The organism is Stappia sp. ABD4_338 (assembly GCF_056312175.1).
Map to the genome: position 1 here is coordinate 1324712 of NZ_CM149982.1, position 20924 is coordinate 1345635.

Below are 20924 nucleotides of genomic sequence, written 5' to 3' on the forward strand. Positions count from 1 at the left end.
GTTTTGTGCGATCGGACGCGCATGTTCGCAACATGTTCACGTTCCGTTCTGAACGAAACTGCATGAATGATTTTCTGTGACGGGAAGCCGCAAAAGGCCCAAACCGCCTTGACCCACCGGGTTTTTCACCCTATCCAAGGCGCCACGGAGAGGTGGCCGAGTGGTCGAAGGCGCTCCCCTGCTAAGGGAGTATACCGGAGACGGTATCGAGGGTTCGAATCCCTTCCTCTCCGCCATTCCTCGAAAATCCGCATCCGCCCTGGTGTCGTCGTGACGGCGTTGTGCTGCTCGCCTATCGGGTGAGGCCTGCCTTCAGCGCCTCGATGGCAAGGCGTATCCCCGGCGCGGCTTTCATGTCCGAATGGACGGCCAGCCAGATCTCGCGGCGGAACGCTGGGTCTTTCGCGTTCACGCAAACCAGGGATGTGTCGTCCTCCGCCACGAATTCGGGGAGCATCGCGATGCCCGTGCCCGCCCTGACCGCCGCCAGTTGAATCTCGGTGGTGCTGGCGGTGAAGGCGACCGGCCTGCCGGCCGCGATCTCGCGCAGCTTCACCTGCTGGGGGGCGGAGGCCATGGGCCCGTCATAGCCGATGAAGGTCCACTTCGCGTCCGGCGTTCCGGCCAGATAGGCGGGGCTCGCATAGAGGCGGAAGGCCATCGTGCCAAGGCGGGTGATCGTGAATTCGCCCTGTTCCGGCCGGCTGAGACGGATGGCGATGTCGGCCTCGCGCTTGTCGAGGGCCGCACTGCGGGATTCTCCGACGAGCCGGATCCCGAGACCGGGATGGCGTTGCCGCAAGGCCGCAAGCGGCGCGACGAGCCGGGCGGCCGCGAACGCGGGCGGGGCGCTGACGGTGATCGTGCCGCCGAGTTCGGCACGCGCGCCGGCGGCGGTGCGTTCGATCGCCGCCACATCGCGCCCCATGCCCTCCGCCATCGCGGCGATCCGCTCGCCGTCCGGCGTCAGCATCAGCCGTCGCCCGCGCCGATCCACCAGCCTGACCCCGAGATGCGCTTCCAGCGCGGCGATCCGGCGGGAGACCGTCGCGTGCTCGACGCCGAGCCCCTGGGCCGCGCGGCTCAGGCTGCCATGGGTCGCAAAGGCGGAGAAATGGCGCAGGTCGTCCCAATCCATATGTGAGTATTTTCCCATTGAATGGGAAAATAAAGGGAATTTCTCACCATCCACGGCCGCCGCATGATCGCCGCCCAAGAAGGAGACGGCACTCATGGATATTCAGGTACGTTTGAAGGGGGCCGGTGGTCCCGAGGTGTTCGAGGTGCTGGAGGCCGCGCCGCAAGCGCCCGGCCGTGGCGAAATCCGCGTCCGCCAGCACGCCATCGGCGTCAATTTCATCGACGTCTATCACCGCAGCGGGCTTTATCCCTTGCCCGCACCGCACGTTCCCGGTGTCGAGGGGGCGGGGATCGTCGAGGCGACGGGAGCCGATGTCGGCGGGATCCGTGTCGGGGACCGGGTGGTCTATGCGGGGGCGCCGGGCGCCTATGCCTCGACACGGCTGCTGCCCGCCTGGCGGGCGGTTCGGTTGCCGGACGAGATCCCCTTCGACGTGGCGGCAACATCGATGCTGCGCGGACTGACCACGCATATGCTGTTGAGCGCCAGCTACCCGGTGCGGGCCGGCTCGGTGCTGCTGGTCCATGCCGCCGCCGGCGGGCTTGGCTCGATGCTGACCCGCGCGGCCGTGGATCTCGGCGCGACGGTGATCGGAACGGCGGGCACACAGGAAAAGGCGGCCGTGGCCAGGGCCAACGGGGCCGCCCATGTCATCGTCGGCCGCGATGCGGACATTCCAGGCGCGGTTGCCGAACTGACCGAAGGGCGCGGTGTCGATTTCGTGATCGACGGGATCGGCGGCGACATGCTCGCAAGGTCGCTCGGGTGCGCGCGTCCGTTCGGCCTTGTCGCGAGCATCGGCTGGGTCGCGGGGGCGGTCCCCCCGATCAGGATCGGCGACCTGGGAATGGTCGCCCTGTCGAAGCCGAGCGTCATGGCCTATGCGGCTGACCGCGAGCGCTATGTGCGGGCGGGTGAGGCGGTCATCGACGCATTCGGCAGGGGCGTCGTCTCCAGCGTGGGGAAAACCCTCGGTCTCGCGGACGCCGCAAGGGCTCACACGGACCTCGAGGCGGGACGCGTGAGCGGGTGCATCGCGCTGTTGCCATGAGCGGTGGAGCATCGCCATTCCGTCCGCCATGGCGTTGCGCGGCCCCGTGGTTTCCAGTACCTAAACCATTGCGAGTAGCCGAAAGCCATCTCCCCCTGAAGGCCTGGGGTGACGCCAGGCCCCGCCCGGGTTCACGGGCAAGCTTGCGGAGACACGGCTGTTGGGGTTCGCCCGAGGAAACCTCGAGACGTATCGGCTGCACAGGCGCCAGCTTGTCGACTATGCCGCGTCCATCGTCGGCGACAGGGCGCGGGGCGAGGATATCGTCCAGGAGGCCTTCATCCGGCTCGGCAAGGCGACCGCCTCCCGCGAGGTCGCGGAGCCGGCCGGCTACCTGCGTCGCATCGTCCGGAATCTCGCGCTCGACTGGCTGCGCCGCCATGCCGGCGAAGTACGCCTCTTCGACACCGACACCGGTGTCGAGGACGCGATCGAGGACCGGCCGTCGCTCGAGGACGAACTGGCGCATCGCGAGCAGTTGCGCATTCTCGCCGAGGCGCTTTCCGAATTGCCCGAGCGCACGCGCCGCGCCCTCGAGATGCACCGCTTCGAGGGGCTGAAACTGCGGGAGATCGCGGAGCGTCTCGACATCTCCGTCACCCTGGCCCATTCGCTGGTGTTCCAGGCGCTGGATCACTGCCGGCGGCGACTCGCGATGCGCTCATGAGCAGCTTTTTTGTGAAAAACACGATGGCCGGAACGTCCATTTCCTAGGACGTACCGGAACTACGGCGCGGTTGGGCGGCCGCACCGGGACAAGAGGGAGATGCGGCCATCAAACCGCAAGACGACATGGACGCGCGCGCAAGGGCGGCGATGACCTGGCTCATCGCCCTGAAGGACGACCCGGACGACACGCAACTGCAGCGCCGCATCGGCGTGTGGTGCGCGGAGGCACCCGCCAACGCGCGCGCCTATGCGCAGGCGCTCGATCTGTGGGACCTGCTGGGCGAGTTGCCCGCAACCGCATCCCCCGACATGGAGAGCTGCGACGAACCGGTGGAAGACACCGTTCCGGCGGCGGAGGTGGCCGCGCGGCGCGGCCGGACCGGGCGCGTGGTCGCCGGCGGCTTCGCGCTCGCCCTTGCCGCCTGCGTGGCGATTTTTGTCCTGCCCGGATTCCTGGTCTGGCTCGCCGCCGACCACATGACGGGCACGGCGGAGCTGAGAACCGTTCGCCTGGAGGACGGAACCGCGGTGACGCTTGGTGCCGACAGCGCGCTCGACGTGGCCTTCGAACCCGGCCGCCGACGCGTGCGGCTTCTCTCCGGCGCGGCATTCTTCGACGTGACGCGCGACGAGACACGTCCCTTCGTGGTCGAGGCCGACGGTTCCGAAACGACGGTTCTGGGCACGAGCTTCGAGGTCGGCATGGCGGGAGGCGAGACCGGCGTCGCCGTCGCGTCCGGTCTGGTGCGGGTCGCGCCGGAGGGCGGCGCGCAGGGCACGCCGATCGAACTGAGCCCCGGAGACTGGAGCCGGTTCGGCGGCGGCGGCGCGGTGGAGCGGGGCAGGACCTCGCCGGAATTTGTCGCGAGCTGGCGCAAGGGGCTGCTGAGCGCGAACGAGGAAAGCGTCGCCGGCATCGCCGAGGAGATCGGCCGCTACTACCCCGGGATCGTGCTCGTCGTCGGGCCGGATCTGGCCCGTCAGCGTGTTTCGGGGGTCTATTCGACCGAGGATCCGGTGCGGGCGCTTCGGGCCGTGGCGGATGCCCACGGAGCCGTCCTGCGACAGGCCGGTCCATGGCTCCTGATTCTGTCATCTATCTAATGCATTGATTTTATTGAATCATAAAACATGAGTATTTTTCTCTGAAAAAAAACGTGCCCGCTTCGTCTCCTTCTGTGAGAGGGGCATTTCCGCCATCCGGTCGGAGATGCCCTGTCGCACGAACGAGAGTGAAGGACCGCAATGCAGGGTGGCTTGAAGGGGAAGGGGGCACGGCGCCGGCTGGCTGGCGCGTTGCTCGCGGGAATATCGATATCGGGAATCGTCGCGGGAGCGCCGGCACTGGCGCAAGACGCGGCGGCGGCGATGAACGGGGAAACGGCGCGGTTCAGCATCCCGGCGCAGCCGCTGTCGAGCGCGCTGACGGTGTTCGGCCAGCAGGCCGGTCTCCAGGTTTCGGCCAATGCGGCCACGGTGCGGGGAATTTCGGCCCCGGCACTGTCGGGCCGGTTGAGCACGCGGGCCGCGCTGGGGCGGCTGCTGTCGGGGTCCGGCCTCGTGTGGCGTTCCAGCGGGCCGCGCACGGTCATCGTCTACGATCCGGCGGCAACGGCGGAGACGGCCGATGTCTCGAGCGGCGACACGATCGCCCTCGACCGCATCGTGATCTCGGGTCAGGACACGGGAGCCGGATTTCAGGGCACGCCGGACTGGGTCTACTCGGATCCGGCGAGCGTGAGCGTCGTCTCGCGCGAGCAGATCGAGCAGGTGCCGGTGCGCAACACCCGCGATCTTCTGGACTCGGTGGCCGGTGTCTACGTCAACCGCTCGGAGGCGCAGAATCCCGGCATTGTCGTCAATGTTCGCGGCCTGCAGGACCAGAACCGCGTCGTCACCATGGTCGACGGCGCAAGGCAGAACTTCCAGCGCTCGGGCCATGGCGCCAGCCAGCGGGCCTATGTGGACACCACCTTCATCCGCGAGATCGACGTGGAAAAGGCCGCGACCACGGGCGTCGGCGGGGCGGGCGCGCTGGGCGGCACGGTGAACTTCCGCACCATCGAGGCGGGCGACATCATCGAGGCGGGGCGGACCTGGGGCGTGGAGGCGAGCGCCGGAACGGGCACGAACGCCTTCGAGTTCGACGGTTCTGTGACGGCGGCGGCGCGCGTGTCCGACCGTTTTTCGGTGGTCGGCGGCATCAGCCACAAGAAGATCGGCGCCTACGAGATCGGCAAGAACGGCACTCTCAAGCTCAATGAGGGCCTTACCTATGTGGACGACGTGGTCGTCTTCACCGGTCAGGAGGTCCTGACGACCTTCATCAAGGGAGAGGCGGACCTCAGCGACAATCTCAGAATCACGCTGAGCTGGATGCGAAACGCCACCAAGTCGAGCCAGGGCGGCTACCAGTCGGGCCGGATCGACGAGGACACCGAGGAGATCACCAACAACACCATCGTCGCCAATCTGGCCTGGAACCCGGACAGCGATCTCATCGATCTGGAGGCGAACGTCTGGTACAACCACCTGGCCAATGACGAGACCCGCGGCTTCGTGCTCGACCCGGACGTGCTCTTCCCGGTCGACTACAAGATGGCGACGGTGGGTGGTTCTCTCGAAAACACCAGCCGGTTCGACGTGGCCTTCGGGGCGTTGTCCCTGAACTACGGCGTGGAGATGTTCCACGACGACGGCACGACGAAGGCCGACAGCGACTATCTCGCCTCCGCTTATCCCGGCACGGATGGAGCGGACCTTTCCATCGGGTTCAGCGGCACCAATCCGAATGGGCGTCGCACCATGGTCAGCGGCTTCGCCAATGTCACGCTGGAGCATGACGACTGGCTGACGGTATCGGGTGGCCTGCGTTACGACTACTCCAGGCTGTGGGGCTCGACGACGATCTATGATGGTGGGACCCGCACCCAGGTGCCGTGCGAGCCCGGCGACACGGATTTCACATGTCGCATTTTTGGCTATAAGACCATCACCGTCTATTCCGGTTCTGATGTCTCGGTGGACCGCACGGATGGCGCGCTGCTGCCCAATGCGATGGTCGCGGTGCAGCCCTTCGACTGGCTGCAGGCCTTCGCCCGTTTCTCCCAGACCTATCGTGCGCCCTCGGTGATGGAGGCGCTGATCGCCGGCGGGCATCCGCCGCCCGCGCCTCCGATCAACAATGCGCCGAATCCGGACCTGAAGCCCGAGCGCGGCAATACCTATGAGATCGGGGCCAATATCTCGCGGGACGGGGTGTTTTCCGAGCAGGACGGTTTTCGCCTGAAGGCCGTGGCGTTCTACCGCGAGATCCAGGACTACATCTCCACGGGCACGGTGCGTCGGCCGGAGTTCGACAAGGAGTATACCTCCTATGTGAACGTGGACGGCACGACGCGGATGAGCGGTGTCGAGATCGAGGCCAGCTATGACGCCGGGCTCTACTATCTGGGCGGTGCCTTCACCTGGCTCCACACCGATTTCGGCAACACCTATACCTATGAGGGCGCGACGAAGCCGGTGGAGCCTTCGGTGCTCTTCGTGCCGCCGGAGTTCAAGGTGACGCTCGACGGAGGCGTTCGTCTGCTCGACAAGCGCCTGACGCTCGGCGGACGCATGAATCACGTCGGCGGTACGAGCCCGAATGTCGGTGTCCTGACCGCGTCCTATCAGACGACGGATTACACGCTGTTCGACCTCTACGGATCGCTGAAGTTCAACGACCACGCGAAGCTTCGCTTCGGGGTGAACAATCTGACCGACGTGGCCTATGTGCCGGCGCTCGGAACGAGGGCATATCCGGCGCCGGGGCGGACCATCACCGCGGCCTTCAACGTGAAATTCTGAAGAGATTCGCGGTGCCGATACCCGGCGCCGCGTCCCCGGGTTCGCCGAACGGCGGACATGTGAAGACACTCCGCCGGTACCCGCCGGCGCCGCGGAGCCAACCTCAAGGAAACAACCATGACTGTGAAGATCGACCTCAACGGCGTGACCGACCTGCTCAGCTACCTCAACAGCTGGTCGGCAGACTATGAGTACAACAGCCACGGCTTCTTTGCCGGTCCAGGCGCCACGAACGACTACAGCCAGTGGGGCGCAGGCAATGTCGGCACGTCCGAGTCCGCCGTTCTGCTCAACGGCGACTTTGACTACGGCCCTCCGGGCGGCTTCAGCGGCGACGTCGACAGCCTCGTCTTCGGTGACAATCTCACCGGCAGCGGCTCCGGCTATTCGCTCGATGCCTCGGTGACCTTCGACCTTTCGGGGGCAACGACCGGCGGTTCGTTCAACTACGCCATCTACTACATGTCGAACTTCGGTACTCTGGATACTTTCTACACCTACCTGGGCGAGCAGGGCACGGAGCAGACCAGCTCGGCCGCCGACGAGGTGTTCTACGGGTTCGGTGGAACGGACACGTTCGTCTTCGGCAGCAGCGACTGGGGCGACGACGAGATCGTCGGCTTCGCCGATGGCACCGACCAGATCGACATGCGTGGGCTGGGCTTCAGCGACTATGCCGACTTCCTCGCCAATGGCGGGTCAGTCGACAACGTCAACGACGTCATCAGCTACAATGACGGATCGACGACGAGCACGATCGAACTGTCGGCCTTCAGCGGCACGATCGACGCGTCCGACTTCATCTTCGCCTGAGAAACGCTGTAGTGTTGGTAGCCCCACAGCGGACCCCGTCGCAGCCCTTGGCTGCGGCGGTGGTCGCTTCTCTCAGACGAAGTGCATTGTCAATAGCGCTGATAAGCGGGGTTGTAAACCTGCTGGCTCTCACGGCGCCGTTGTTCATGCTTCAGGTCTATGACCGGGTGCTCGCGAGCCGAAGCATCCCGACGCTGATCGGTCTCGCCGTGCTGGCGGCGGGGCTCTACGCCTTCCAGTCGCTGCTCGATGTCCTGCGCTCTCGCGTGCTGCTCAGGCTCGGTGAGCGGGCGGATCGGCAATTGTCGAACCGGGTGCATGAGGCGATCATCCGCCTGCCGTTGCGCCACCGTGTTCCCGGCGACGGGCTGCAGCCGCTGCGCGACCTGGACAATCTGCGTGGTTTCCTGTCGGGGCAGGGGCCGACGGCCTTCTTCGATCTTCCCTGGATGCCGGTGTATCTGGGCATCTGTTTCCTGTTTCATGTCTGGATCGGCGTGACCGCACTCGTCGGGGCGCTGGTTCTGGTTGCCTTCACCATTGCGACCAACGCGATGTCGCGCGCGCCGATCCGCGAGGTCATGACCAGTGGCATGTCGCGCAATGCGCTGATGGAGGCCTCGCGGCGCAACGCGGAATCCGTCTGGGCCATGGGCATGGCCGGTCGGCTGGCGGCGCGCTGGCAGCAGGCCAACAACGATTATCTGGCCGCGAACCGGCGCGCGGGCGACGTCGCCGGCGGGCTCGGAGGCGTGTCCAAATCCTTCCGCATGATGCTTCAGTCGGCGATCCTGGGCGTGGGCGCGTGGCTCGTCATCCGCCAGGAGGTGAGCGCGGGCGTGATGATCGCCAGTTCCATCATGATGGGGCGTGCGCTCGCCCCGGTTGATCTGGCGATCGGGAGTTGGCGGCCGTTCCTGATGGCGACGCAGAGCTGGGGGCGGCTCAAGGCCCTTCTGCAGCAGATGCCCTCCGACGCCGACATCATGCCGCTTCCCGCGCCGGTGCGCGAGTTGAAGGCGGAAGGTGTCACCGTAGTGCCGCCTGGCGCGCGCAAGCCGACCATCAGTGGCGTGAACTTCACGGTCGGCGCGGGCAGCGGTCTCGGCATCGTCGGGCCCAGCGGCAGCGGCAAGTCGAGCCTGGCGCGCGCGCTCGTCGGCGCATGGGACGTTGCCGGCGGCAAGGTGCGCATCGATGGTGCCAGCCTCTCACACTGGGACGCGGAGGCGCTCGGCAGCCACATCGGCTACCTGCCCCAGGGCATCGACCTCTTCGACGGGACGATCGCGGAAAACATCGCCCGCTTCGTTCCCGACGCCGTTCCCGCCGCCATCGTCGCGGCGGCGAAGGCGGCCGGCGCGCACGAGATGATTCTCAGGCTCGAGGCCGGCTACGAGACCCGGGTCGGGGAGGCGGGGGCGTCCCTTTCCGCCGGGCAGCGCCAGCGGATCGGCCTGGCGCGGGCGCTCTTCGGCGATCCCTTCCTTGTGGTTCTGGACGAGCCCAACGCCAATCTGGACGCGGAAGGCGAGGCGGCGGTGCTTGCGGCCATCGAGGGCGTGCGGGCGCGCGGTGGCATCGCTGTCGTGATCGTCCACCGCCCCGGAGCCCTGCAGGCGGTCGATCTTGTGCTGATGATGGACGGCGGGCGCGCGCGGGCCTTCGGGCCGCGCGACGAGGTTCTGGCGAAGGTCGCCCGTCCCGGCGGCCCTGGACCGGGCGGCAAGCCGGCCACGGCGGCCTCCGGCGGCTTCCGGACCACCGGGCGGCAGATGGTTCCCTTGCGGGTGCTGCCCGGCAGCAAGGCCGCGGACGACAAGGACGAAGCCCTCAATGCGTCCGCCGGAGAGGATGCGGGCGAGGAAAAGGAGAGCGACGATGGACAATGATGTCGCCGGCCTGTCGCGGTCGATCACGCGTCATCTCCTGACGGGCCTGTTCGTCTGCGTGGCGCTGGTGGTCGGTGTCGGCGGCTGGGCGGCCGCGACGAACCTGACCGGAGCGGTCGTTGCGAGCGGAACCTTCGTGGTCGATTCCAACGTCAAGAAGGTGCAGCACCCGACCGGCGGTGTCGTGGGCGAGCTTCTGGTGCGCGACGGACAGAGGGTCGCGGCGGGGGAAACGCTCATCCGGCTCGATGCGACGCAGACGCGCGCACGGCTTGCCATCGTGCTCAAGCGGCTCGACGAGTTGCGCGCCCGCAAGGCGCGTCTTGAGGCGGAGCGGGACGACCTCGGGCGCATCGCCTTTCCCGAAGCACTCGTGCGACGATCAAAAACGGACGCCGAGCTTGCCTCGACGCTGTCCAGCGAGGAGCGGCTCTTCGCCTTTCGCCGGCAGTCGCGGGAGGGGCGCAAGGACCAGCTTGCCCAGCGTATCAGCCAGTTCGAGAAGGAGATCGAGGGCCTGAAGGCGCAGGAAACGGCTCACGACCGGGGGCTGTCGGTTCTGGAGCAGGAACTCGAGGGCTTGCGCAAGCTCAAGGAGCGCGGGCTGGTGACCCTGCAGCGCATGAATGCGCTGGAGCGCGAGGCGGCGGCACTTGGCGGCGAGCGCGGCGAGGCGATCTCCGGCCAGGCGCAGGCGGCGGGACGGATCGCCGAGGCGCGGCTGCAGATCCTGCAGGTGGACAGCGACCTGAAGACCGAGGTCGGCTCGGAGCTGCGGGAGATTTCCGCCCAGATCGGCGAGTTCGTCGAGCGGCGGGTCGCGGCGGAGGACGAGTTGCGGCGCATCGACATGATCGCGCCGCAGTCCGGGCTCGTGCACCAGCTCGCGGTTCATGCCCCGGGCGCGGTGATCTCGCCCGCCGACGTGACGATGCTGATCGTCCCCGATCACGACCGGCTCGCGGTCGAGGCGAAGATCCTGCCCCAGGACATCGACCAACTTCGCATCGGGCAGGGCGCGGTTCTGCGACTTTCCGCGTTCAACCAGCGCACCACGCCGGAGGTCGGCGGCGAGGTGACGCGGATCGCGGCCGATCTCACGCATGAGGAGCGCAGCGGCCTTTCCTATTATCTGGTGCGTATTTCCGTGCCGCCGGAGGAGCTTGCACGCCTCGGCGCGCTGGAACTCGTTCCCGGAATGCCGGCGGAAGCCTTCATCAGCACGGGCGAGCGCACGGCGCTGTCCTATCTGCTCAAGCCGCTGTCCGACCAGATCGCGCGCACGTTCCGCGAGGAATGAGGGCCATCCGCCCGCGGCCTGCCCGAGGGGAAGGGCAGGCCGCGGCTTCCATCCCGCCCCTGGCGAGGAGCGGGATGGCTGTGGGGATCAGTCCGGCGCCTTGACCAGGATCTTGATCTGGGATTTCTCGCGCGCCAGAGCCTCGAAGCCCTCGCTCACGATGTCGTCGATGTCGATCCGCTTGGTCACCAGCCTGTCCGCGCTGAAGTGCCCCTGACGCATCAGCTCCATCACCGCCGGGTAGATGTTGCGGTAGGCGATGGTGCCCTTCATCGAGCGCTCCTTGAGCACCACCGTGTTGGGCTGGAAGGCGGCCTCGGACTCCCAGATCGAGACGATGAGGGACTGTCCCTCGTGGCGGGTGGCATCGATCGTCTGCTGCAGGACGGAGGGCACGCCCGTCACCTCGAAGGAGACATCGACGCCGGTTCCGCTCGCCTTGCGGATCGCCTCGACCGGATCCTCGTGCATCGGGTCGATGGTCGACGTCGCACCGAGGTCCTTCGCGCGTGCGCGGCGCTGGTCGGAGGGCTCCACCACGTGGATCTGCGACGCTCCGGCGGCGCGCAGGGCCTCCACGACGAGAAGTCCGATCGGTCCCGCGCCAAAGACGGCGGCCTTGTCGCCGGCCTTGATCTGGCTGACGCGCACGGCGTGAAGCGCCACGGCGGCGGGCTCGACCAGCGCACCCTGCTCCAGGCTCAGCTCGTCGGGCATCTTGTGGCACATTTGCGCCGGCACCACCGAATAGGCGGCGAACCCGCCATGGCCGCCGGACAGTCCGACGAAGCCGAGGCTGTCGCACAGGTTGTAGCGCCCCTCACGGCAGGCGGCACAATGGCCGCAGGCGAAGATGGGCTCCACCGCGACGCGGTCGCCCACGGCAAGGTTGTCGACGCCATCGCCGACCTCGGTGATTTCACCGCAATACTCGTGGCCCATGGTGATCGGGGCCTTGTCATGGCTGAGCGGGTGATCCGTGCCGACGGGCACGAAGATCGGGCCGGCGAGATACTCGTGCAGGTCACTGCCGCAGATGCCCGTCCAGGCGACCTTGATCTTCACGTCGCCGGGGCCGGTCCGGGGCTCCTCGATCGTTTCGACACGGATATCCTTCGCGCCATGCCAGCGTGCTGCCTTCATCGGTTCTGTCCTTGAAAGAGGGGGGAGGGAGGTGTGGCGCGCCGGAGAGGCCCCGGCGCGCCGGGGAGATGTCACTTCAGGTGATGTACCTCCTGCAGACCGTAGACGGGAGTGTCGATGCCTTCCATCCGGGCCTTGAGCTGGAGAGCCAGATACTGGGAGTAGTGGCGCGACTGGTGCAGGTTGCCGCCGTGGAACCACAGCCCTTCCTGCTGCGTCGGCTTCCACATGTTGCGCTGTTCGCCTTCCCAGGGACCGGGGTCCTTGGTCGTGTCCGATCCCAGTCCCCAGACCTTGCCGACCCGGTCGGCCATCTCCTGGCCCATCAGGTCCGCGACCCAGCCGTTCATCGACCCATACCCGGTGGCATAGACGATGAGATCCGCCTCGAGTTTCGTTCCGTCCTCGAGCAGGACGCCGTCCTCGACGATCTCGGCCACCTGGCCGCGCTTGAGCTTGATCTTGCCGTCGATGATGAGCTGGCTGGCGCCGATGTCGATGTAGTAGCCCGAGCCACGACGCAGGTACTTCATGAAGAGCCCGCTGCCGTCATCGCCCCAGTCGAGCCAGAAGCCCGCCTTCTCGAGCGCGTCGTAGAAGTCGGCGTCACGCCGCTTCATCTCCTCGTAGGCGGGAATCTGGAACTCGTGCATGATCCGGTAGGGGAGCGAGGCGAAGATCAGGTCGGCCTTCTCCGTGGTGACACCGTTCCTGACCGCTTCTTCCGAGTACAGGGCGCCGAGGCCCACGTCCATCAGCGTTTCCGAGCGCACGATGTGGGTGGACGACCGCTGGACCATGGTCACGTCCGCGTCGTGCTCCCAAAGGGCGGCGCAGATGTCGTGGGCGGAATTGTTGGAGCCGATCACCACCACTTTCTTGCCCGCGTAGGCCTCCGGGCCCGGATGGCGCGAGGAATGCTGCTGCTCGCCCTTGAAGCGGTCCATGCCGGGGAAATCGGGAATGTTCGCCTTGCCCGACATGCCGGTGGCCATGACGAGCTGCTTCGGCCTGAGAACCACCTCCTCGCCGTCGCGGTCGACCACCAGTGTCCACTCGCCGGTCTTCGCGTCGTAGCTGGCCGATTTCGCCGTGGTCTTCGTCCAGTAGTTCAGCTCCATGACCTTCGTGTACATCTCCAGCCAGTCGCCGATCTTGTCCTTGGGGCTGAAGACGGGCCAGTTCTCCGGGAACTTGATGTAGGGCAGGTGGTCGTACCAGACCGGGTCGTGCAGGCAGAGGGACTTGTAGCGCTTGCGCCAGCTGTCGCCGGGGCGCTCGTTGCGCTCGACGATGATGGTGGGCACGCCGAGCTGGCGCAAGCGGGCGCCGAGCGCGATGCCACCCTGGCCGCCGCCGACGATGACGCAATAGGGCTGGGTGGTGTAGCCGAGCTCGCGTTCCTCGCGCTCGCGCTCCTCCTTCCACGACGGGCGGTTCTTGCCCGCGCCGTGCTTGGCGCCGAGCGGCCGGTTGAAGCCCTTGGGCTCCTCGTGGCCCTTCAGTTCGGACATGACCGTGAGCAGCGTCCAGATCTTGCCGTCCCTGAACCGCACCATGCCATAGCCGCGCGCGACCGCCGTCTCGAAGGTGATCCATGCGGTCAGGACGCCGTCCTCCTCGCTGGGGATCTCGTTCTCGGCGAGCCGGAAGTTCGACGGTGCGACGGAGGGGAGCTGGCTGGTCAGCATGTCCGCCACCTGGTCCTTGCCCTCCACCGTCTTCAGGTTCCAGGTGAAGGGGGCAAGGTCGCGCCAGTAGCAGTCGTCCTGGAACATGTCGCAGGCGGCGGCGATATCGCCGGCCTCGAGCGCCTTGCCGAATTTCGTGAGCAGCGTTTCCGCCTTCTTCATGGGGGCAGTGTCGAGCATCGCAATCCTCCCTTTGCGTTGTGCTTGCAAGGGAAGGATGGCAGGCGAAGTACGGCCCGGACCATGGCCGCGCATCCGGAGTGCGGCGCAGCACGGCGTTTTTGCGCCGCCCGCGTTGCGGGCGCAACAGGACGCAACGCGGGCGGCGGGCGGGATGCAACAGGCCGCGCAACAGGCGAAATGCGGACGAGGATCAGTCGGGCGGTGTCAGGCCCGCCTTGCGCACTCTGCGCAGGATGGTCGACCGGTTGACGCCGAGCCTTCGGGCCACCTGCGACATGTTCCAGTGGCAGGCCTCGAGCAGGGCCTCCAGCTCGTCGTCCGACGTGCCGGCCGCGCCCGACCGCGCGGCGGAGCGTGGTGCGGGGAGCATGAAGCCGGATGGCGGCGGCCGGCGGCAGGTCGGCGGCGGCAGGTCGTTGAGGTCTATGACGAGATCCGTGGCGGTTGCCATGGCGACGTCGAGCGCGTGGGCGAGCTCGCGGATGTTGCCCGGCCAGTCGCGGCCGCACAGCTCCGCCCTTGCCGCCGGTGACAGGCGGAATTCCTCCGGGCGGCGGCGCAGCAGGCGCTCGACCAGCCAGTCGAGGTCGCGGCGCAATCGCAGCGGCGGCAGCGCGAGCACCGCTCCGGCGAGGCGGAAATGCAGGTCCGGACGCAGGCTTGCGGGCGCGGGCGACGTCTCCTCGCTCCCGGTTGTCGCGCAGGAGGTCGTGGTGATCGGGCGCAGGTCGGAACGCGCGTCCAGAAGGCCGACAAGCGCCGACTGCGCCGCCGGCTCCAGATCCTCGATCCCGCGCAGGAACAAAGTGCCCGCCGGCAGGTCCGAGAGCCGGGCGACGGCGGTCGCGTCAAGTCCGGCGCAATGCACGCCATGAAAGGCGAGGGCCTGGCGCGACGGCGCCGCCGCGCTTCCGCCTGTTCCGGCATCGTTGCCGCAGACGTGGATCGCGCGGGCGAGGCGCGCCTTGCCGGTGCCCGTCTCGCCACACAGCATGAGCGGCACGGAGGTCGGCGCCAGGCGCGCGGCACGCTCCAGCAGGCGGGCCAGCGCAGGGTCGGGGCCGGAGAGGCTTTCCAGCGGCGCGGGCAGGCCCGTGCGCGCGGTGGCCGCCGTGCCGCCGGTGGCGGAAGTCTTCCTCGGCAGGCGGGCGACCTGCGGTGCGATCGCATGGGCGAAGAGGCCGCGTCCGTCCTTCAGCCGCAACACCCGCTCCTCGGACGGGCGGCCGCGCATGTAGTCGGGCAGGTCGTCGATGTCGTGCTCGGTCAGGGCTTCCATGGGCATTCCGATCAGCGTGTCGGCGCCCGAGGGAGCGAGGCACTCCAGCGCGCCCTGCGTCATGCCGATGATGCGCCCGGAGGCGTCCAGCGCGATGGCGGCTTCCGGGTCGACCTCGAGAAACTCCGGCGAGGTGGACAGTCTCAGCACCCAGTCGCGCCGGGTCATGGCCATGAGGTTCGCCATCTCCACCCGCCGCGCGGACGCCTTGACGAGGTTCATGGCCAGGTTCTGGCTGGACTTGGGGCTGGGGGAGCGCAGCAGAGAGATGTCGAGCACCGCGGACAGCTTGCCACAGGTGTCGTAGATCGGCGCGGCGGTGCAGGACAACGGCGTGTGGGCGAGACCGAAGTGGTCGTCCTGGTGGATCGTCACCGCCTTGCCTGTGACGAGGCAGGAGCCCACGCCGCAGGTGCCGGCGAGATCCTCCGACCAGTCGGAGCCAAGATAGAGCCCCGCCTGGCGCAGGTCGTCCTCGAAGCGGGGATCGCCGAAGAAGTCGACGCAGATCCCGTCCGCGTCCGCCAGAAGCAGCACGTAGTTCTGGCCCGCCACCTGGCGAAACAGCGCGCGCAAGCCCGACCGCGCGGTCGCGATCAGCCGCTCGGCCTGTTCCTGATGGGCGCGCAACTGCGTGTCCGTGACGATGTGGGCGGGCTCGGGGCGCGTCGGATCCATGCCATAGGTCTCGACGCATCGTCGCCAGCTCGTCGTCACGAGATCGTCGCGCCCCGTGGGCTGGCCGCGCAGGACGCGGCCGATCTCGTCGACATGCTCAATGTCGCTCATGCCGTCCTCCCTCGGCAGGTGCGCCGTGACGATAGCGTGACCTGCCGAGGGAACGCAATCGGCGAGCAACGGGGCGGGCGGACGTGCAAGGGCCGGCTCCGGTTTCCCGGCGCCGGCCCTTGCGGTCTTGGGTGTGCAGCGGTGGCTCAGGCCTTGATCTGGGCGATCATGCGCTCGAGCCGTTCCATGGCGAGAACGCCGGCCTCGATGTCCGGGGCACCGTTCGCCTCGCCGCGGATCGCTGCGGCCGCGTCGGCGAGAAGGGCCGCGTAGCCCTTGTGGTCCTCGTTGGCGGCGGCGGTGAAATTCGGCGTCCACGACAGCGTGTCGCAGGCGGGGTCGAGCGTTGCCGCCGGATCGTCCGCCTTGAAGGGCGGGTCGCGGAACAGGCGGACGTTGATGATGTTGTCCACCTCGAGGCGGGCGTGATCGCCCATGATGCGGATCTCCTCCATCGGCGTGCCGCGCGACTGGACCGTGCCCATGACCACATTGCCGATCACGCCACCCTTCGTGGTGAAGTTGACGTGGATCAGGAGCTTGCCCGGCGCCGGGCTTGCCGAGCGCACCAGCATGTCGCCGAAGTCCTCGCCGGCGAACCAGGGGATCAGGTCCATGTAGTGGACGCAGTGGTGCAGGTAGAAGCCCGTGTAGTCCGGCTCGCCCTGGAAGTAGGTCGGCGCGGTCATGTAGCTGCCGGTGACGCCCAGAACGGATCCGAAGTCGCCGCCGTCGAGCACGTTGCGGGCGATCCGGTTGCCGGTCGAGTAGCGCTTCATGAAGCCGACGATGACGGGCTTGCCGGCCTTCCTCGATGCGGCGGCCACCTCGCGCGCGCCGGCCGCATCCGCCGCCGGCGGCTTTTCCATGAGGACCGGGAGCCCCTTTTCCAGCGCCGCGATGGAGGCCATGCGGTGCAGGTCCGGTCCGACGGCCATGCCGATGGCATCGAGGCCCGGGTGGGCGATGAGCTCGCGGAAGTCGTCATAGAGTGCGGTGACGCCGTAGTTCGCCGCTGCCTGGGACAGCGCCGCGCTGTCCCGGTCGCACAGGGCCGCGATGCGGAAGCCGTTGCGCCCGAGCTGGGGCAGGAGCATCTGGCTGGCGTGACGACCGCAGCCGATCCATCCGATGTTGATCATTGGTCGACCTCCGCCAGAGCGAGGGCATTGCGGATGACGCCAAGTCCGGCCATGAGCTTCTCGCTTTCGTCCTCGCGCGGGGTGCGCCAGTGTGCGATCGGCAGCGCGACGCGGTCATCGTTGCGACGGAACGGCTCAAGCGAGACCGGACCCGTGTATCCGACCTGGGCGAGGGCGCGCATGATGGCCGGCCAGTCGAGATGGCCGGTGCCGGGGTGCCCGCGATGGTTCTCGTTGGCCTGGAAGTGGACGATGCGCTCGCCGGCGAGACGGATCGCGTCCGGGATCGAGCGGTCCTCCATGTTCATGTGGAAGGTGTCGAGCATGACGCCGAGACCGGCGTCGGCAACGGCATCCACCACTTCGACCGACTGGCGGGTGGTGGAGAGGATGTCGGTCTCGAAGCGGTTGAGCGCCTCGAGCGCGAAGACCTTGCCGGCGGACCGGGCGACGGGGGCCACTTCCCTGAGGCCGGAGATCGTGCGTTCGGCGCGCGCGGCGATGTCCTCGTCCGTGCGCGGGACCGGCGGGCGTCCGGCAAAGACCATGGGCTCGCCATAGAGCGGGCCGCCGATGATCTTCGCCCCGATGCCGTCGGCCACCTCGACGCAGTGCTTGAGGTAGTCGAGGCCGCCCTGGCGGTTGGCCGCGTCCTCGGAGGCGATGGAGCGGGACGGGTTCACGCGGGCCGCGAGCACCAGGAAGATGCCGGCGTCCTCGGCCGCGCGGCGGGCCTCGGCGAGGTCCAGGTCGTCCTCGGGTTCGGGGACGAGCAGTTCGACGAAGTCGAAGCCAAGGTCGGCGGCCTTGGCGAAGTAATGCAGGTCGGCGCCCCGGAAGGGACGGGTGAACTGCATGGAGATGATGCCGACTGGGTTCTTCAAGGGGGAGGTCCTTTCGACGGTCAGCCCTTCACCGCGCCCTGGGTCAGGCCGGAGATGAGGCGTTTCTGGACGAGGAGGAAGAGGGCGGTGGCGGGCATGGCGCCGACGATGCCGCCGGCGGTGAGAAGGCCCCACTGGACTTCGTATTCGCCGATCAGCGTCTGGACGGCGACGGTGATCGTGCGCACGTTCCGCCCGCCGAGGGTGAGGGCGTAGAGATACTCGTTCCAGGAGGTGATGAAGATGTAGATGCCGGTGGCGATGATGCCGGGAACGCAGAGCGGCAGCACGACCCTGAACAGGGCGCCGAAGCGGGTGCAGCCGTCCGTCATCGCCGCCTCGTCGAGCGAGCGCGGGATGCCGTTCATGTAGCTCACCATCATCCAGATCGAGAAGGGGATCGCGATGGTGGAGTTGGCGATGATCAGCGCCAGGTGGGTGTCGAGCAGGCCGAGCACCCGCATCAGCACGAAGAGCGGCAGGATGAGCAGCACCAGCGGGAACATGTTGATGAGCAGGAACTGCAGCATCAGGATCCGCTTGGCCCTGAACTCGAACCGCGAGAACGAATAGGCGGCCGTGATCGACAGCGACAGGCCGACGAGCACGGTGCCGGACGACACGATGAGACTGTCCAGCAGGTTGCGGCCGAACCCGACGGTGGCGAACAGCCGGGTGTAGTTCTCGACCGTGGCCCCGATGATCGAGGGCCCTTGCGTGAAGAGCCTGGATTCCTGTGTCACGGAGGTCAGGAACATCCAGAGGTAGGGACCGAGCGTGAAGGCCAGGATGGCGACCATGGGCAGGTCGACAACCAGGATCCGCCGCCAGACGGGACGCTTGTGCAGGCTCATCGGCTCACCGCCTTTCCGGTCCGCTTGAGGTAGAGGATCACGAAGACCATCAGCAGCATCGTGAACAGGACCGCCAGCGCGGAGCCGTAGCCGAAGTCGAGATTGGTGCGCGACTTGACGAAGGCGTAGAGCGGCAGCGTGTAGGTGCTGTAGCCGGGGCCGCCGCCGGTCATGACGAAGATCACGTCGAAGGAATTGGCGACCCAGATCATGCGCAGCAGGACGGCCGTCACCAGCACGCCGGAGATGCCCGGCAGCGTGATGTGCCAGAACTGACGCCAGGCGCTTGCGCCGTCGATGGCCGCGGCTTCGTAGTAGCTCCTGGGGATCGACTGCAGGCCGGCGAGGATCATGACCGCGAAGAAGGGGAAGCCCTGCCAGGTCAGCGTCAGGATGATGGCGCCGAGCGCGGTGTCCGGGCTTGCGAGCCACGGCACGGCCTGCTCGATCAGGCCAAGGCGCAGCAGGAAGTCGTTCGCAAGACCGTAGTTGCTGTCATAGATCCACACCCACATCAGCGCGATCACCACCGAGGGCAGCGCCCAGGGAATGATGATGAGCGCGCGCGCCAGCGACCGCCAGGGGAAGTCCTGGTTGAGGATCAGCGCGGTGACGAGACCGAGCAGAAGCTGGGCCGGGATCGTGATGCCGATCCAGATCACCGTGTGGCGCAGCGAGATCCAGAAGACCTCGTCGTTGAGCGCCTTGCGGAAGTTGTCGAGCCCGATGAAATCGAAATTCCTCGGCCGGAACAGGACGTATTCGTGCAGGCTCATCCATGCGGTCTGCAGCATGGGCAGGAAGACGATGGCGAGCGTGACGAGCACGGCCGGCGAGAGCATCGCGTAGGGGAGCACGCGTCGGGCGAGGCTTCGTCCGGGCGCCGGAGCGTCTGGAGCGGAACTGTCGGTCATGGTCGGGCCGTTTTGATACATGGATCGGGTGTGACGGGGCGCGCTCGTGACAGGCGCGCGCCCCGTCCGCTCAAGCCTTCGGGAGGAGGCTTATTCGGCGTAGAGTTCGGCGATCTTCTCGTTCATCTCCTTGGCGGAGATCTCGCCGGTCAGGGCACGCTGCATGTTCACAGGCCAGACCGTGTTCACGAAGTCGGAGGTCTGGGAGACGTTCGGCAGCATGTGGGCGAAGGGGAGCGAGTCCACCGTGGCCTTCACGAAGCGCTTGGGGTGAAGCGACCATTTCTCGCTGTCCGTCTTCGTCACCGGAAGCTGGCCGGTGGCCTCGTTGAAGGTGGTGTTGTTGCCGGCGGTGGACAGGAAGGAAATCCACTTCCACGCGGCGTCCTTGTCCTCGGCCGAGGAGAGAACCGCAGTGCTCTCGTCGCCGAAGGCCGTCCAGTGACCGCCGCCGCACTCGGGAACGGGTGCCGCGGAGACCTTGTCGCCGAGCGCCTCGACCATGCCGTTGGCCGAGCCGATGTGGTGGATCGTCATTGCCGTCTTGCCGGCCTTGAAGCCGCCGATGATCTCCTGGAAGCCGTCATTGGGCGCCGACGGCGGGAAGACGCCGTCCTTTTGGAAGAGGTCGACCACGAACTGGCTGCCGGCGATGCCGGCGTCCGACGTCAGCCCGTCCTGAAGGCTCACGCCCTCGCGCGACAGGGTGAAGCTCGCCCAGTGGTCATGGCCGCCCTTGGCACCACGGAAGCCGAAGCCGTAGACGTCCGGCGTGCCGTCGCCGTCGGTGTCGCGGGTGAGCTTCTTCGCCACGTCGCGGAACTCGTCGCAGGTCTTCGGCACTTCGAGGCCGAGCTCCTGGAACATGTCCTGACGGTAGTAGAGATAGAGCACAACGTACTGGACCGGCAGGTAGTAGGCGTTGCCGTCCGGAGCCTTGGTAAGGTCGAGCAGGTTGTCCTGCAGGTCGGCCTTGCCCTCCCAGGCGTCAATGCGTTCGCCGATGGGCTCCAGCGCGCCCATTTCCACCAGGCGCGGCTGGGCGAACATCTTGACCATGGCCGCGTCCGGCGCGTTTCCGCCGATGATCGCGGTGTAGAGATTGTCGTAGTAGCTGTTCCAGGGAACGTTCTCGGCCTCGACCTTGATCCCCGGATTGGCCTTCTCGAACTTCGCGACAAGCGCGTCCATCGGATTGTCGGCGTTGTCGAAGTGGTACCAGAAGCGCACGGTGCTGTCGGCCTGGGCCATGCCCACGGTCAGCGCCAGCGCGCTTGCGGCAAGCGTCATCGTCCTGAAGAGTTTCATGCTTTCCTCCCTGGTGTCGGGC

Annotated in this window: 16 protein-coding genes and 1 tRNA gene; 8 read left to right on the forward strand and 9 right to left on the reverse strand. The window is 67.2% G+C overall.

Annotated elements, in window-relative coordinates:
* Positions 1-146: 146 nt before the first annotated feature.
* Positions 147-236 (forward strand) — tRNA-Ser (locus ACYX4S_RS06125).
* Between the two features lie 56 nt (positions 237-292).
* Here ACYX4S_RS06125 and ACYX4S_RS06130 read toward each other — a convergent pair.
* On the reverse strand, positions 293-1138 hold the full coding sequence (locus tag ACYX4S_RS06130) for a LysR family transcriptional regulator (protein ID WP_476362247.1): 846 nt from the start codon (positions 1136-1138) through the stop codon (positions 293-295).
* 94 nt (positions 1139-1232) lie between these two features.
* Between ACYX4S_RS06130 and ACYX4S_RS06135 the strand changes: the two genes are divergently transcribed.
* From ACYX4S_RS06135 to ACYX4S_RS06165, 7 genes are all read left to right on the forward strand, one after another.
* On the forward strand, positions 1233-2192 hold the full coding sequence (locus ACYX4S_RS06135; protein ID WP_476362248.1) for a quinone oxidoreductase family protein: 960 nt from the start codon (positions 1233-1235) through the stop codon (positions 2190-2192).
* Positions 2193-2352: 160 nt separating this feature from the next.
* The gene (locus ACYX4S_RS06140) at positions 2353-2859 is read left to right on the forward strand and encodes a sigma-70 family RNA polymerase sigma factor (protein WP_476362249.1); all 507 of its coding nucleotides are present in this window, start codon (positions 2353-2355) and stop codon (positions 2857-2859) included.
* Positions 2860-2984: 125 nt separating this feature from the next.
* On the forward strand, positions 2985-3965 hold the full coding sequence (locus ACYX4S_RS06145) for a FecR family protein (RefSeq protein WP_476362250.1): 981 nt from the start codon (positions 2985-2987) through the stop codon (positions 3963-3965).
* 141 nt (positions 3966-4106) lie between these two features.
* A complete protein-coding gene (locus ACYX4S_RS06150) occupies positions 4107-6710 on the forward strand; it encodes a TonB-dependent receptor (RefSeq protein WP_476362251.1) in 2604 nt (867 codons plus the stop codon).
* A 117-nt stretch (positions 6711-6827) separates the two neighbouring features.
* Positions 6828-7523 (forward strand): hypothetical protein, encoded by a 696-nt coding sequence (locus ACYX4S_RS06155; RefSeq protein WP_476362252.1) that lies wholly within the window; start codon positions 6828-6830, stop codon positions 7521-7523.
* Between the two features lie 14 nt (positions 7524-7537).
* Positions 7538-9415, forward strand: coding sequence for a type I secretion system permease/ATPase (locus ACYX4S_RS06160; RefSeq protein WP_476362827.1), 1878 nt, complete (start codon positions 7538-7540; stop codon positions 9413-9415).
* Entirely contained in the window at positions 9405-10715 is a 1311-nt protein-coding gene (locus ACYX4S_RS06165; RefSeq protein ID WP_476362253.1) for an HlyD family type I secretion periplasmic adaptor subunit, read from the forward strand. Before ACYX4S_RS06160 ends, ACYX4S_RS06165 begins: the two co-directional genes overlap by 11 nt.
* Positions 10716-10802: 87 nt before the next feature.
* Here the strand turns inward: ACYX4S_RS06165 and ACYX4S_RS06170 are convergent, their stop codons facing one another.
* The 8 genes from ACYX4S_RS06170 to ACYX4S_RS06205 all read right to left on the reverse strand — a co-directional run bounded on the left by ACYX4S_RS06170 (position 10803) and on the right by ACYX4S_RS06205 (position 20902).
* The gene (locus ACYX4S_RS06170; protein ID WP_422069062.1) at positions 10803-11858 is read right to left on the reverse strand and encodes a 2,3-butanediol dehydrogenase; all 1056 of its coding nucleotides are present in this window, start codon (positions 11856-11858) and stop codon (positions 10803-10805) included.
* A gap of 71 nt (positions 11859-11929) precedes the next feature.
* The gene (locus ACYX4S_RS06175) at positions 11930-13729 is read right to left on the reverse strand and encodes an NAD(P)-binding domain-containing protein (protein ID WP_476362254.1); all 1800 of its coding nucleotides are present in this window, start codon (positions 13727-13729) and stop codon (positions 11930-11932) included.
* A 193-nt stretch (positions 13730-13922) separates the two neighbouring features.
* Complete coding sequence (locus tag ACYX4S_RS06180) at positions 13923-15800, reverse strand: sigma-54-dependent Fis family transcriptional regulator (protein ID WP_476362255.1); 1878 nt, start codon at positions 15798-15800, stop codon at positions 13923-13925.
* 146 nt (positions 15801-15946) lie between these two features.
* Positions 15947-16942: a Gfo/Idh/MocA family protein gene (locus ACYX4S_RS06185; RefSeq protein WP_476362256.1), complete on the reverse strand. Its 996-nt coding sequence runs from the start codon at positions 16940-16942 to the stop codon at positions 15947-15949.
* Positions 16939-17826 carry a sugar phosphate isomerase/epimerase family protein gene (locus ACYX4S_RS06190; protein ID WP_476362257.1) on the reverse strand — a complete coding sequence of 296 codons (888 nt, stop codon included), beginning with the start codon at positions 17824-17826 and terminating at the stop codon, positions 16939-16941. The genes ACYX4S_RS06185 and ACYX4S_RS06190 overlap by 4 nt, the downstream gene beginning before the upstream one ends.
* 20 nt (positions 17827-17846) lie before the next feature.
* Positions 17847-18680: a carbohydrate ABC transporter permease gene (locus ACYX4S_RS06195; protein WP_293718455.1), complete on the reverse strand. Its 834-nt coding sequence runs from the start codon at positions 18678-18680 to the stop codon at positions 17847-17849.
* Positions 18677-19594: a carbohydrate ABC transporter permease gene (locus ACYX4S_RS06200; protein WP_476362258.1), complete on the reverse strand. Its 918-nt coding sequence runs from the start codon at positions 19592-19594 to the stop codon at positions 18677-18679. The genes ACYX4S_RS06195 and ACYX4S_RS06200 overlap by 4 nt, the downstream gene beginning before the upstream one ends.
* A 90-nt stretch (positions 19595-19684) precedes the next feature.
* On the reverse strand, positions 19685-20902 hold the full coding sequence (locus ACYX4S_RS06205) for an ABC transporter substrate-binding protein (RefSeq protein ID WP_476362259.1): 1218 nt from the start codon (positions 20900-20902) through the stop codon (positions 19685-19687).
* Between the last annotated feature and the right edge of the window lie 22 nt (positions 20903-20924).